The sequence below is a fragment of the Patulibacter minatonensis DSM 18081 genome (assembly GCF_000519325.1).
GTDB lineage: Bacteria > Actinomycetota > Thermoleophilia > Solirubrobacterales > Solirubrobacteraceae > Patulibacter > Patulibacter minatonensis.
In genome coordinates this window covers 2,782,199-2,795,903 of sequence record NZ_KI912613.1, presented here as the reverse complement: position 1 = coordinate 2,795,903, position 13,705 = coordinate 2,782,199, and the positions used below count along the sequence as shown (strand labels likewise).

At 73.3% G+C, this 13,705-nt stretch carries 13 protein-coding genes; 7 read left to right on the top strand and 6 right to left on the bottom strand.

Features of this window, described 5'->3' with window-relative positions; genetic code table 11:
* The 6 genes from PATMI_RS0112850 to PATMI_RS29760 form a co-directional block, all read right to left on the bottom strand.
* The coding region (locus PATMI_RS0112850; protein WP_026911185.1) for a S8 family serine peptidase at positions 1 to 996 on the bottom strand (996 nt) is incomplete at its 3' end.
* A 252-nt stretch (positions 997 to 1,248) separates the two neighbouring features.
* Complete coding sequence (locus PATMI_RS0112845; protein ID WP_026911184.1) at positions 1,249 to 1,449, bottom strand: hypothetical protein; 201 nt, start codon at positions 1,447 to 1,449, stop codon at positions 1,249 to 1,251.
* 144 nt (positions 1,450 to 1,593) lie between these two features.
* Entirely contained in the window at positions 1,594 to 2,259 is a 666-nt protein-coding gene (locus tag PATMI_RS0112840) for a phosphatase PAP2 family protein (protein ID WP_026911183.1), read from the bottom strand.
* Between the two features lie 398 nt (positions 2,260 to 2,657).
* Positions 2,658 to 2,819, bottom strand: coding sequence for a hypothetical protein (locus PATMI_RS36705; RefSeq protein WP_157260748.1), 162 nt, complete (start codon positions 2,817 to 2,819; stop codon positions 2,658 to 2,660).
* A 145-nt stretch (positions 2,820 to 2,964) separates the two neighbouring features.
* Positions 2,965 to 3,522, bottom strand: coding sequence for a hypothetical protein (locus PATMI_RS0112830; RefSeq protein WP_026911182.1), 558 nt, complete (start codon positions 3,520 to 3,522; stop codon positions 2,965 to 2,967).
* 97 nt (positions 3,523 to 3,619) lie between these two features.
* Positions 3,620 to 4,744: a nucleotidyltransferase family protein gene (locus PATMI_RS29760; protein ID WP_084269914.1), complete on the bottom strand. Its 1,125-nt coding sequence runs from the start codon at positions 4,742 to 4,744 to the stop codon at positions 3,620 to 3,622.
* Positions 4,745 to 5,396: 652 nt separating this feature from the next.
* Between PATMI_RS29760 and PATMI_RS0112820 the strand changes: the two genes are divergently transcribed.
* Genes PATMI_RS0112820 through PATMI_RS0112790 form a run of 7 tightly spaced genes read left to right on the top strand, consistent with a single transcriptional unit; the run spans position 5,397 to position 13,658 of the window.
* Positions 5,397 to 6,284, top strand: coding sequence for a hypothetical protein (locus tag PATMI_RS0112820; protein ID WP_169738365.1), 888 nt, complete (start codon positions 5,397 to 5,399; stop codon positions 6,282 to 6,284).
* Positions 6,285 to 6,304: 20 nt separating this feature from the next.
* The gene (locus PATMI_RS0112815) at positions 6,305 to 6,553 is read left to right on the top strand and encodes a hypothetical protein (RefSeq protein WP_026911180.1); all 249 of its coding nucleotides are present in this window, start codon (positions 6,305 to 6,307) and stop codon (positions 6,551 to 6,553) included.
* A complete protein-coding gene (locus PATMI_RS0112810; RefSeq protein ID WP_026911179.1) occupies positions 6,550 to 6,840 on the top strand; it encodes a hypothetical protein in 291 nt (96 codons plus the stop codon). Before PATMI_RS0112815 ends, PATMI_RS0112810 begins: the two co-directional genes overlap by 4 nt.
* A complete protein-coding gene (locus PATMI_RS29755) occupies positions 6,837 to 9,095 on the top strand; it encodes a GspE/PulE/PilB domain-containing protein (protein ID WP_051471540.1) in 2,259 nt (752 codons plus the stop codon). The genes PATMI_RS0112810 and PATMI_RS29755 overlap by 4 nt, the downstream gene beginning before the upstream one ends.
* Positions 9,092 to 10,951: a hypothetical protein gene (locus PATMI_RS0112800; RefSeq protein WP_026911178.1), complete on the top strand. Its 1,860-nt coding sequence runs from the start codon at positions 9,092 to 9,094 to the stop codon at positions 10,949 to 10,951. Before PATMI_RS29755 ends, PATMI_RS0112800 begins: the two co-directional genes overlap by 4 nt.
* Complete coding sequence (locus PATMI_RS0112795; RefSeq protein ID WP_026911177.1) at positions 10,948 to 12,156, top strand: hypothetical protein; 1,209 nt, start codon at positions 10,948 to 10,950, stop codon at positions 12,154 to 12,156. The genes PATMI_RS0112800 and PATMI_RS0112795 overlap by 4 nt, the downstream gene beginning before the upstream one ends.
* Positions 12,153 to 13,658 carry a substrate-binding domain-containing protein gene (locus PATMI_RS0112790; protein ID WP_157260746.1) on the top strand — a complete coding sequence of 502 codons (1,506 nt, stop codon included), beginning with the start codon at positions 12,153 to 12,155 and terminating at the stop codon, positions 13,656 to 13,658. The genes PATMI_RS0112795 and PATMI_RS0112790 overlap by 4 nt, the downstream gene beginning before the upstream one ends.
* Positions 13,659 to 13,705 lie beyond the last annotated feature (47 nt).

The following is a 13,705-nucleotide window of genomic DNA, read 5'->3' as shown; positions in this document are numbered from 1 at the left end:
GCCCGACGACCCGCCGGCTCCCGGCTCGGCGCCCGCGGTCGTCCCCGCCGCGACCGTCGGCAGGAGGTCCGCCCGGCCGATCCGCCGCAGGACCTCCGCCGGGTCGAGCAGCCGGCCCGGCATGCCGGACAGCACCCCGCGGCGGGCGGCGGCGTCGAGTCCCGGGGCGTACGCCCGCATCGCGGCCAGCACGGCCGCCACCTGGGGTGCCGCGAAGGACGATCCCGCCTGCGGCGCCCACCCGCGGCCGTCGAAGGTGGGCAGCCACGTCGGGCACGCCGTCGCCCCGACCACCACGTCGGGACCCGTGGACGCGAACGAGCAGCGCGTCGCGCCGTCGGTCGCGTCGACGACGATCGCCACGTCGGGCGCCGCGCTGCCGGGGAAGAGGACCGGACCGCCCGCGTTCCCGGCGGCGACCACGACGTCGACCCCGGCGTCGCGCGCACGCAGCACGGCGGCGCGCGTCTGGTCGACGACCGCCTGCGGCTGCGCGCTCGTGCTGACCACCGACAGGTTCACCACCGCCGCCCCGAGCCCCACGCACCGGTCGACGGCCCGCGGCACGAGGGCCCCGTCCGCCGACCCGCCCTGCAGCACCCGGACCGACGCGATCCGCGCCCACGGCCACGTCTGGAGCACCGACTCCGCCACGAGCGTGCCGTGGTCGTCCCCGGGGTCCAGCAGGCCGGCCACCGCCGTGAGCACGTCGGAGAGCACGAGCTGCGCACCGATCGCGGGCACCGCCCGGACACCGCCGTCGACGACGCAGACCAGCGGGGCGGTGCCGGGCGGGGCCGGGGCCGCGCTCAGCGCGCCGCCCTCCGGCGCCGCGGGGGTGTCGGCGGTCGCGTCGGCCGGCACCGCCGCCGCGACGGCGACGATCGTCGCCGCGACGGCCAGGCGGACGCGGGCACGCACCGGCGGCGTCGTCCGGTCCGCCGGGTCGCGCACGGCAGCGGCTGCCGCCCCGTCGGAGTGGTCGGTGGTGGGCACGCGGAGGCTCCTTCGCCGGATCCCGGCGATCGGCGGTGCCGTGGCGTCGCCGGGCACCGGGCGTCTGGACCCCGTGGCGACCGGCGACCCCCGAGTCGACGGTCACCACGGGCCGCGGCGGTGTGGTCCGAGCCGCGTGCCCCCTTGATCGACCGCGGATCGCGCCCGCCGCCCGACCTCGGACGAGGGTTCGAATCGAAACGCCAATGTGACGGCGGCCGTGGCCGCCGAACCGCGGAGCCGGTCGCGCCGTCAGTGCACCATGCGGTGCGGCGGGCGGTCGGCGAGCGTGCGCTCCGGCGTCTGCCGGCGGTCCGGTCCGCCCTGCAGGAACGGCAGGTGGGTCCGGGCGGCCGCACGGGCACCGGCGATCGCCCGCAGCACCATCACGACCGCGACGATCGACGAAGCGGCGACGACCCAGACGGCGATCAGCAGGAGGACGGTGGTCACGTGACGACCAGCCTCGCACGCGGGGCACCCGTGGTGCGGTGGGTCGACGGGGTACAGGGCACGATCGGGGCACCGAGCGGACAGGTGGTCGAGCGTGTCGCTCTCCGATCCATTACCCGCCGCCGCGGGGGACGACGCAGACCCTCAGTCGCGCGTCGCGCCGGCCGGGCGGCGGGGGATCGCGTCGACGGCGGCCGACCCGCGTTCCCCGGCGTCCACCCGGCGCCCGTGGCCGGTCAGGCGCACCGCCGCCACGAGCCAGCCCGCGCCGACGAGGTACCCGGCGATCACGTCGCTCGTGAGGTGCGCGCCCTCGAGCACCCGCGCGGGGCCCATCACGACGATCGCGATCACGGCGAAGAGGACGAGGTCCGTCCGGCGGCGCTCCCACGCGAGCACGCCGAGCGCCCCGGCGAGCACCGTCGCGTAGACGACATGGCCGCTCGGAAAGTTGTCGCCGGCGACGCCGGCACCCCCGCGGGCCTCGGCCCACAGCGGGGTCGGGCCGATCACGGTCTTCAGGACGCCGTTGAACGCCACGCCCGCGCAGGCGATGACGACGAGGGCGACGGCGCGACGCCCGAGGCTCCGGCCGAGGAGCCACGCGGTGGCCGCGACGAGGGCCGCCGCGAAGAGCGGCGTCCCCAGCACGTTGCAGAACGCGACGACGTCGGTGATCGGGTGCGGCCGCTGCGGCCACGGGACCCAGTGCTCGAGGACCCACCGCTCGCCCGGGATCGGGCCGACCCGTTTCTCGTACGCGAGCAGCGCGAACGCGGCCCCGAGGCCGGCGAGCAGCGGCCACGCCACGAACAGCAGGCGGGCGGGCAGTGCCGAGGGTCGGTCGGAGGTCCGGAGAGCGAGGGGAGCGGAACGGATGACCCGCCGGATCCTACCGGCGGGGCGTCCCGCTCCCGAAGGACCGGATGCTCAGTGGACGGCGCGGCTGGTCGGACGCGCGCTGACCTGCGGCAGTCGTGCCGAACGCCGAGGTCCGGAACGTCCGACCTGCGGCGTCTTGCGCCGGGCCAGGTGTGAGACGAACGCGACGATTGCGACATCGACGACGACCCACACGATGAGAAGGAGGGGGAGCCAACTCATGATCCGTCACACGTTCCCACATCCGGACGTCTCCATGCGGTCGGGTTGCAAGGGATCGTGCAGATCGTCCGCCCGGGCGTGCTCCGGGCGGATCGTGCGGGTCGTCAGAAGCGCACGGTCCGGGCGTCGTCGCCCCGGACCACGCGGAGCTCGCCGACCATCGGCCGGCGCTCGGCGGGCGGGTCGTCGCTCCGGAGGGCCGCCGTGAGGATCACGCCGACGTTCAGGACGAGCCAGAGGACCAGGAGCAGCGCGATCACGACCATGGGGCGATGATCGGCCCGCCCGGCGTCGATCGGCGGTCGGTTTCCGGTCGGGTCGGTATCAGGCCGCGGGACGCCGCAACTCGCGGACGGACGGCGGGTTCGGGCGAGCCCCCGGGGCCGGACCCGGGGACCGGCGGACCGGCCCTCAGAGCGCGCAGCCGGGGAGTCGCGCCGCCGACGAGGTCTCGTTCAGCCGGGCGATCGCGATGCGGACGTCGTCCTGGACGTCCGCCGCCCGCTCCCCGTCCTTCGTGGCGGCGGCTCGCGCGGTGCGCTCGACGGTCCGGGCCCGGTCGACGAGCGGGTCGAGCGTCTTCTGCGACTCGGGCCGCTGCCGCTCGAGTTGCCTGAGGGCGGACGACAGGCCGCGCGCGGCGCGCCCGATCGCGGCGACGTACCGCCGGCCCTCGGCGACCGTCGCCCCCGGGTCGGGCACCGGGGGCACCTCGGCGACCTCGACCCGGCAGACCGCATTGGCCAGGGCGGTGAACGACGGGGTCGGCGCGGCGCCGCGCCGCGTCGTGGCGGTGCCGCCCGCGGTCGGCGTCGTCGCCGCGGTCCCGCGGGGCGCGGTGGCCGCCGGGTCGTCGGCGCCGCCCCCGCATCCGCCGAGCGCGACCGCCCCGACCGCGACCGCCACCAGCACCGGTGAGCGGTGCCGGCCCACGCGGATCGTCGACGCCACCGGGCGGAACCTCGTCACCCGCCGGACGCTACCGACGAGCGACGCGACGGGCGGCGGGCCGCGCGCGATGTCCCGGGGCGGACGGCCGGGTGCGGCCCGACACCGCGGGTGGAGCTCAGTCCGCGGCGATCCCGCGACGGGCCGGCCGCGCGCCGGCGTCGTGCATGCCCGCCGGGGCATCCATCGTCAGCTCGGGCAGGTGGATGCCCGCCGGGACCCGGACGCCGTCGCCGATGATCACGTGGTCGGTGACGTGGGCCGCGTCGCCGACGGTCGCGCCGGCGCCGACGACGCAGGAGTCGAGGTGGGCGCGCGCCCCGACGCGGACGCCGGGCAGCAGGACAGCGCGGTGGAGCGACGCCCCGGCCTCGATCCGCCCGCCGCGGGAGACGACGGCGCCGGAGCCGATCCGGGCACCAGGACCGACGCGGGCGCCGCCCTCGACGAGCGCGTCGGCGGCGACGATCGCGGTCGGGTGGACGTCGGCGCCGGCCATGACGCCGCCGGAGGCCATCCGGTCGAGCGTCGCGGTGCGGACCGCGCCGGAGAGGACGTCGGAGATGCCCTGCACGTACCGCTCGGGCGTGCCGATGTCCATCCAGTACGCGCCGCGGTGGACGTGACCGTGGAGGCCCTCGCCGACGAGGAAGGGCCAGACCTCGCGCTCGATCGAGACCTCGCGGCCGGCCGGGATCATGTCCATGACCGACCGCTCGAGGACGTAGGCGCCGGCGGAGATCAGGTCGGTGTCGATGTCCTCGAGCTTCGGCTTCTCCAGGAACCCGCGGACGCGACCGTCGTCCTCCAGGCGGACGAGCCCGTAGGCGGAGGGGTCCTCGACCGGGACGAGGGCCAGCGTCGCGACGGCGCCGGTGCGCTCGTGGGCGGCGATCTGGGCGGACAGGTCCATGTCGGTGAGGACGTCGCCGTTGATGAGCATGAAGCGCTCCTGCAGGTGCTCCTCGGCCATCTTCACCGCGCCGGCGGTGCCTCGGGGCTCCGGCTCGAAGACCCAGGTGACGTTCACGCCCCACGCGGACCCGTCGCCGATCGCCTCGACGACCGCGTCGGACCGGAAGCCGCAGCAGAGCACGACGTCGGTCATGCCGTGGCGGGCGACCCACTCGAGCATGTGGGCCAGGAACGGCCGGTCGACGACCGGGACGATCGGCTTGGGCCGCTCGGAGGTCAGTGGCCGCAGCCGCGTGCCCTTGCCACCCACCAGAATCACTGCCTGCATATCGATCTTCGTCCCGATCTCGGGCCGCCCGTCGGGCGAGCGGCGTGGCCTGTGTCGTTGGGGACCTCTCGGGCGACGGGGACCCCGTCGTGAAGCACATCCACCGTCGATGGACCGAACGTCCAGGGCCGTCCAAGATGACTGGACAGGTGGCGTGAGCAGAACCCGGTCGCCCGTTCTCCGTCCCCCTCCGTCACGACAGCGGATGACGCCGGAGAATCGGGCGCGCTCCCGGTGCGGTCCCCGACGGGGACCGGATCGGGCACGCGGGGCCGGCGCGGCTGGCCGATCCGCGGGCGGCGGCGCGCGTTCCGCCAGCGTCGCCCCACCCCCGCCATCCGGCGTACGGGTGGCGTGCCCGTCCGTCGACGGACCGGCATACCCCGGGATGCATCATCCGTTGATCACCCGGGTGAAGTTCTTCAACGTCGGTCGACGCCCGTCACAGAACGTGAAAGCATCCGAATCGCGGTTTCCGCAGGCGTTTCGCCGATGACTGCGTTCTCGCCTGATACGCGGGCGCCCGCGCACGCGAGTGGACAACCGCAGGCGATCCGTCACACTTCTGACCGGTGCTCGATAGGGCGTTGATACTTGCACCGGACACTGTTCGCCTCGCACCGGTGCCCCCGCGTGCGGCGAGCACCGAACGATGAACCCTCAGGGATCCATGACCTACGAGCGCTACGACGTCGGCAGCACCCAGCCAGGAGTTCGTCACACGGCACCGAACGTGGACCGTGTGATGGGCCTTGCTGCGTCGCAGGAGACGACCGTCGACCGCCTGCTCACGGTCGTCGAACGCCTGACCGCCGAGCTCGCGACGACCCAGAGCGCCCTGCACGACCTGGCCCTCGAGGTCGCCCGCGCGGGGATCGGGAGCGGCGGCGCCGGCCAGGCGCCCACCGTCGGGTACGGCACCGGCGTCTCCACGCTGTCGTCCGGCACCGTCCCGCTCTCGCCCGACCACGCGTCGCACCTGCCGCCCCGGCGGGCCGATCACGCCGTGATCTCCGAGCTCGCCACCTACTCCCCCGAGCAGCACCGCGCCCCCGCGACCGACGGCGTCGGCCGCGCGGCCCCGCAGGGCGGCGCCGCGTACGCCCCGCACGACGCCCTCGCCGGCGTCGTCCCCGCCGACCCGGTTGACGCCGCGCCGGGCGCCGCACCGCTGGACGCCACCGCCGACGACGGGTTCCCGACCGAGCCCGCCAACGGCGACGTCCCGCACGCCGAGGTCGCCGACCCGCCGCGACCCCGGAGCAGCGCGCCACAGCCGACGCCTCCGCCGCGGCCGCGGCGTCAGTCGCCGCGGCCGCCGCGGCGGCGCAGACCGCAGACTCCGCCGCCCGGGCCGCGTCGGCCCAGGCCGCCGCCGCGCAGGCCGCGGCGGGGCGGCGGGATCCGTCGCAGCCCGGACCGGCCGCCACCTACGGCGGGCCGATCGCGCCCCCCGCCCCCGCCTTCGACGACGCCCCGGCCGACGCCGGTGCCCCGCGCACGGACCTCGTCGCGTCGCTCAACGACGTCCAGCTCCTGAGCGCCGGCGCCGTCGACGTCATGGTCGGCCCGGTCCGCGACCTCGCGGACCTCGACCAGCTGGAGGGCCGCATCCTCGCGCTCCACAGCGTCGAGGCCGTCACCGTGATGGCGTTCGAGGGCCGCGACGTGCTCGTGAAGATCGAGATCGAGCGCCCGCTGCCCCTCGCCAGCATGCTCCGCACCGAGCTCGGCCGGCCCGTCGAGTCCTGCCGCCTCGTGGAGGGCCGCATCGTGGTCACGTTCGCCGAGCCGGAGCCGACGCGATGAAGGCCGTCTTCACGGCGCTCGTCGTCTCGCTCGTCTTCGCCCTCTTCTTCACCGCCTTCCTCGTCGTCCCGGCGATCGTCATCGCCGTCGGGTACTTCTGGATGACCTGGCAGCACAAGCGCCTGTCCCGCAGGGCGAAGGCCGCCCGCAACAAGGACGACGGCGACGAGGGCGGCGATCCCGCCTCCCCCGAGCCGCCGGCCGATCCCGACGCGCCCGCGTCGGCGTCCGGCTCCGAGGCCGTGACCACCACCAAGCAGCCCCTGGTCGGGAGCCCGAACGCATGAGCAGCATCCAGATGCCCCCCGGCGGCGGCGACGCCCCGTCGGAGTCGCTCGCCGAGGCGTGGGCCCACCGCGCCGCACGCGACCACGGCCTCCCGTTCGTCGACCTGCGCAACACGCAGGTCAGCCCACTGGTCGCCGAGCTCCTCGCCGAGCCCGCGTGCCGTGAGCTCCTCGCGGTGCCGATCGCCCTGGCGGACGGCATCGTCACCGTCGCGGTCGCGAACCCGGCGCATCCGGGCCTCGAGGAGCGCCTCGTCGCGCTGCTCGGCCACCCCGTCGCGCTCGAGGTCGCCCCGGGCGACGCGCTCGAGCAGGAGATCGACGAGCGGTTCGACCCCAACGCGCAGATCGACGTCGCCCAGCCGATGCGCCAGTCGCTCCTCGGCGACGTCCTGATCACGCACGGCGCGGTCTCCGCCGCCCAGGTCGACACCGCGCTGCACGACCAGGAGGTCGTCGGCGGCCGCCTCGGCGAGATCCTCCTGCACCAGGGGATCATCGACGAGACCCAGCTCCTGACCGCGCTCTCCGAGCTCCACGGCATCCCGGCCGTCGACCTCGGCACGATCGAGCCGGAGCCCGAGGCCTTGGCCGCGATCCCCGAGCCGCTCCAGCGCGAGCTCCGCATCGTCCCGCTGCTCGTCCACGAGGGCGTCCTCTGGATGGCGTCGGCCGACATCCTGACCGCCGAGTCCGTCGCGCGGCTCGAGGCGCACACGCAGCTCGAGCACCGCGAGCTCCTCGCGCGCTCGTCCGAGATCGACCTGCTGCAGCAGCGGATCTACAACGACGCGTACTCGCGCACCGCGGTCCACCTGCTCAAGGAGACCAACCCGCAGGACTCCGGCGACGTCGTCTTCACGAAGGGCCAGCTCGGCACCTTCGCGGCCATCGCGCTGGTGCTCCTGGTCTTCGGGATCTTCAGCCCGATCCTGATGCTGACGGTCTTCGTCGCGATCCTCGGCATCTTCCACCTGTCGGTCTCGATCTACAAGCTGCGGCTCGTCCTCGGATCGCTCGGCGAGCACGCCGGCATCGAGGTCACCGAGGAGGAGGTCAACGCCCTCGACAACGCGACCCTCCCCGTCTACACGATCCTCGTCCCGCTGTTCCGCGAAGCCGCGGTCGTGCCCGCCCTCGTCAAGGGCGTCCACTCGCTGGACTACCCGCGCCACAAGCTCGACGTCCGCCTGCTCTGCGAGGAGGAGGACGAGGAGACCATCGACGCCATCCGCGCGCTCGAGCTCCCGCCGCACTTCCACCTCGTGATCGTGCCGCCGTCGCTGCCGCAGACGAAGCCGAAGGCCTGCAACTTCGGGCTCCTCCAGGCCACCGGCGAGATCACGGTCATCTACGACGCCGAGGATCGCGCCGCGCCCGACCAGCTCAAGCGCGCGATCGCCGCCTTCCGCAAGTCGCCGGACTCCGTCGCCTGTATCCAGGCCAAGCTGAACTACTTCAACTCCGAGCAGAACCTGCTGACCCGCTGGTTCACCACGGAGTACTCGATGTGGTTCGACCTGATGCTGCCGGGCCTCGACAAGGCCAAGGCCCCGATCCCGCTGGGCGGCACGTCGAACCACTTCAAGACCGAAGAGCTCCTGAAGCTCGGCGCCTGGGACCCCTACAACGTCACCGAGGACGCCGACCTCGGCATCCGCCTGCACAAGGCGGGGCTCTCGACGGCCGTCATCGACTCGACGACGTTCGAGGAGGCCAACTCCGACCTCCCGAACTGGATCCGTCAGCGCTCGCGCTGGATCAAGGGCTACCTGCAGACGTACCTGGTGCACATGCGCAACCCGGTCCGCCTGTTCCGCCAGATGGGCTTCAAGGGCTTCGTGTCCTTCCAGCTCGTCATCGGCGGCACGCTGACCTTCCTCATCAACCCCATCTTCTGGGGCCTGACGACGCTGTTCACCCTGACCCAGCTCGACCTGATCAGACAGATGTTCCCCGGGTTCGTCTTCTACTTCGCGATCGCCCAGCTCGTCATCGGCAACTTCGTCTTCATCTACGCCAACATCGCCGGCACGATCCACCGCGGCTACTTCCGCCTGGTCCGCCACGCGCTGTTCTCCCCGCTGTACTGGGGCTTCATGTCGATCGCCGCCTGGAAGGGCTTCTGGCAGCTGATCGTCAACCCGTTCTACTGGGAGAAGACGGAGCACGGCCTCGACTCCGGCCACTCCAGCGGACCCCCCGTCAGCGGCAGCACCGGCGGCGGCACCTCGAGCACGCAGACGGCCGCATGAGCACACCGACGACGACGAACCCGCCAGAGCTCCCGGTCCCATCGCGGCCGATCGCGCGGCTGCTCCCCGCCGGCAACGAGGTCCCGCAGGCCGATCCGTCGAAGGGCCAGCGCCGCCCGGACGACCTCGCCGCGCCGGTCCGCATCAAGCGGTTCGAGACGCTCGCCGTCTTCCTGATCTCCTGGCTCGTCTTCAGCCTGATCGGCTACCGCGTGGTCGTCGGGCAGCACATCGTCCCGGCGGACGCCCTGAACATCATGAGCCGGGCGTTCTACGTCTGGCACAACGACCCGGCGAAGCTCGCTGCGGTCGGCTTCACGGGCCCGCCCCTGCAGACCGTCGGCCTGCTGCCGTTCGCGATCATCAAGCCGCTGGCCACCGGGCTGGCCGCGCTGCCGATCGCCTCCGGCTTCTGGGCCGCGCTGGCGCTGTCCCTGCTGCACCGCACGATGGCGCGCTGCGGCATCGGCTTCGGGATGCGCCTGGGCATGGTCGTCCTGATCGTCCTCAACCCGCTGTGGCTCTTCTACTCCACGACGGGCATGCCGGACATGATCTACGTCGCCGCGCTGTCGGCGATGGTCTACTTCGCCTTCACGTGGTCGGTCGAGGACCAGCCACGGTTCGTCGCCGGCGTCGGCCTCTGCCTCGCGTTGATGGCGATGTCCCGCTTCGGGTTCATCTGGTGGGCGATCTCGCTCGCCGTCGTCTTCTCGATCATCCTGTCGGCGCGCGACGCCCACGACGACGAGCGCGAGGGCCTGCTGATCACGATGCTCGCGCCGGTCGCCGCCGCGATCGTCATCTGGATCCTCGCCTGTGCGCTGATCGCGTCCGACCCGTTCGGCTGGGTGCTCGACGCGCAGCCGTTCGGCGGCGTGTCGACCGACGACCGCTCGCAGCCCGTCTCGTTCCTCACGCTGCTCGGGCACAGCGGCGCGCTCGTCCTCGGCGTCGCCCCGCTCTCGCTCCTGGGCATCGTCGCGTTCCTCGGGCGCGAGAAGGACCCGCACCGGATCGGGCTCGGCCAGCTGATCCTGATCGTCGGCGGCATCCTCGTCGTCGTCGTCAACGCGGCGATCCACAACGACCTGTCGCTGCTGACGCTGCGCTCGATGCTGCCGGTGATGCTGCTCGGGATCGCGACCGCGATCTGGATCGGCAGGACCCTCGGCGGCTTCGGCCAGTTCCTCGGGCTCGTCGGCCTCGTCGTCGCGATACCGCTGGCCGGCGTCGCGATGGACAAGTACCCGTACCAGAACCTCGAGCAGGCGTTCCTGCGCGGCGTGCTGAACCAGAAGGACCAGGAGGGCAAGGCCTCCCGAGGCGGCTACGACGTCGGGATCCGGCCCGAGCAGCGGATGGCGGCGTTCGTCAAGGCGCTCGCCGACAAGCGCAAGAACACCGTCCTGGCGGACAACTCCACCTCCGGCGGCGTGATCCTCCTGACCGGCCGTCCGCAGGTCTTCCTCGACCGCGTGGACAAGGGCGACAAGTACTTCCTCCGGGTCCTCGACGACCCGTGGGGCAAGGTCCAGTACATCCTGGTCTCCCGCGGCGCGAACGACGGCAGCATCAACGAGCGCTACCCGCGCGCCGCCGACGGCCGCGTCGACGGGCTCCGCGTCGTCTACCGCTCCGGGCGCTACGTGCTGCTCTCGGTCGCGGGCGTCGACCCGAAGGAATCCGCCAGGCAGGCGGTCGAGGACGCCCGCAAGCGCGCCATCGAGCGCGAGCGCCAGCAGCGCTCCCGCGACACCTCCGCCGTCCCGACCTCCCCGTCGGCCGACGCGCGGACGAGCACCACGGCCACGGCCGATCTCAACGCCCAGCTCGACCCGCAGACCGCACCGTGACCCACACCCACCGCATCGCCGGCACCCTCGCGGTCGTCGGCGCCTCCGTCGTGCTCGCGGGCTGCGGGGAGTCCAAGCCGAAGACCCCCGTCGCCGAGACCGCGACGACGACCGGCCCCCGGCCCGCCACCAGGACGACCGTCCCGGCCGCCACGACGATCGACACGACCGTCGACTTCGGTGGCGTGAACCCGTTCGCCGCGTCGAGCCCGTGGAACACGCCCGTGCAGAGCCTCGAGCGCTCACGTACGTCGAACTCCATGATCAACGAGGCCGCCGAGCAGCCCGTCTTCCGCGAGGACCAGACGCGGCTCCAGGCGAAGCCGGAGAACAAGAACCTCGCGATCAACCTCAAGGGCTGGGCGCCGGGCGTGTACCCCGTCGGGGCCGGCGAGCCCGTCACGCTCGTCTGCCGCCAGGACCCGTGCGGTCGGGTCGGCGACTCGATCCCGCGCGAGATGCGCCTGGGCAACGACCTCCAGGCCGACTCCGCGCACGACGGCTGGCTCGTCCTCGTCGACCAGTCGACGAACACCGCCTACGACCTCTGGCGCGCGCGTCGCGTCGGCTCGACGCTGTCGTTCGAGTTCTTCCGCAAGTGGACGCTCGACGGCGACGGCGTGGCCGTCCCGGCGACCCGCGAGCCCGACCGCGTCCCTAGCGTCCGCGGGTCCGGCCTGCCGATGCTCGCCGGCCTGATCCGGCCGCGCGAGGCGAAGGCCGGCCGCATCCCGCACACGCTCGCCATGGCGGTCCCCGGCCCGGCGTCGCAGAAGTTCGTGCTGCCGGCCGGCACCACCAACGGCCTGGCGAGCACGCGGTCCCTGCCGCAGGGCGCCCGCATCCGGCTGAAGCCGTCGGCGTTCCGGCGGATGAACCAGCGGCGCATCCGGTCGAAGGAGATCGTGACGATCAACGGCAAGCGCCAGCGGTCGAAGCGCTACATCGTGCAGGAGGGGCGCCGCAAGCGCTCCAAGGGCGCCACCGCCGTCCTGCAGGCGCTCTACACGTACGGCGCGATCATCGTCGACCGCGCGGACTCCCCCACGCTCTACGCGCAGAGCAACGCCGACTGGCGCAACATCCTGTCCGCCAACTCGCTCAGCGAGCTGAAGCTCCGCGACTTCGAGGTCGTGTCGCTCGGCCGGCTCTACAACGACCCCGCCAGCCCGCCCCGCGCCCGCGCCTCCCAGGAGTCCCGATGATGCGCCGCACCCTCCCGCTCGGCCTGGTCACCGCGTCCGCGATCGCGCTCGCCGGCTGCGGCGTGTCGTCGGACCCCGAGATGATCCGCGGCGACCAGGTCGCCGCGTCCGCCCGCGAGATGCAGCAGGCGCAGCAGAGCAAGACGATCCGCGAGCGTCGCCAGAACCTCCCCCGCCGCAACGCCGACGAGGTCGCGCTCTCCGTGCCGTCGACGGGCAGCGCGTCCGCCGCGGCCGTCCGGTCCCTGCAGCGGGAGCGCAACCCGGTCACATTCCGCACGATCGTCGAGCCGACCGACGCCGGCTTCTCGAACCTCTGCTCCGGCCGCGTCGACGTCCTGCAGTCCAACCGCGAGATCACGAAGACCGAGCTCGCGCAGTGCGAGCAGAACGGCCTGTCGGTGTCCGGCAAGGTCACGCTCGGGTACGCGACCGCGGTCCTGGTGACCGAGAACGGCCGCGACATCGGCGGCGACTGCCTGACGCTCGCCGCCGTCAAGTCGATGCTGGCCCGCGGCTCGACGATCAACAACTGGCGCCAGATCGGCTTCGCGACGACGGGCTTCGCCGCCGCCGCTCCGCCGGCGACGAACCCGGCGACGAACGTCGTGGCGATCAAGGCCTTCGGCCGGCCCGTGGGAGCCGTCGCCCGCAGCGACTACCGCGGCGACCTGCGCGAGTACGCGAAGTACAACGACCTCAGCGACTGGGTCACCAACCAGGACCGCATCGACCTGCTGGCGCGCGAGACCCGTGCGTACAACCGGTCGATCGCCCGGCAGCGGCGCCGCTCCGACATCGAGGAGATCCGGCGCGCCGAGGCGATCGCCGCCCGCAAGGTCGTGCGGCAGATCGAGGCCGAGAACGCGGCCCGCAAGCGCGCGAAGAAGGCCGTCAAGAACCCGAAGCAGCTCGAGCGCGACAACGCCGCACGGGTGCGCGCCGCCAAGCGCCGCGCGCGCCTGGACACCGTCCGCAAGCAGAACGCCGAGGTCAACGCCCAGACCACGCGGTTCCGGTCGGACCGGACGTCCCAGGTGTTCTCCAGCGGCCGCCTCGGGGTCGTGCCGTACACGTTCTACGAGCTCCACTCGGACGTCCTGCGCCCGCTGGAGATCGACGAGCGCCGGCAGACCTCGAGCGCGAAGCCGGACTGCAAGTTCCCGTCGCAGCAGACGATCGTGAACCGGACCTACCCGCTGATCCTCCCCGTCTACCTGTACGGGGACACCCGGGTCCTGCGCACCGCGTCGGTGCGGGTCCTCCTGACGCGCCTGTTCTCCCAGAACGACACGTTCGCGCGTGGCGAGGCCCTCACCGGCCTGTCGAACACGGACCTCATCCGCACCCGGCGGACGCTCGGCCTGCCGCAGGTCGCGGTGACCGACGACGGGACCGGCACGACGACCACGACGACGCGCACCACGCCGACGAACGCCACCCCGAACCTGCAGCCCGGAGAGATCCCGGGCATCAACTCGGGCAGCGCCGAGACGCCGTGACCCCGGGCGCCGCGGGGCCGGTCGGGTCCGATCGTGCCTCCCGCCCC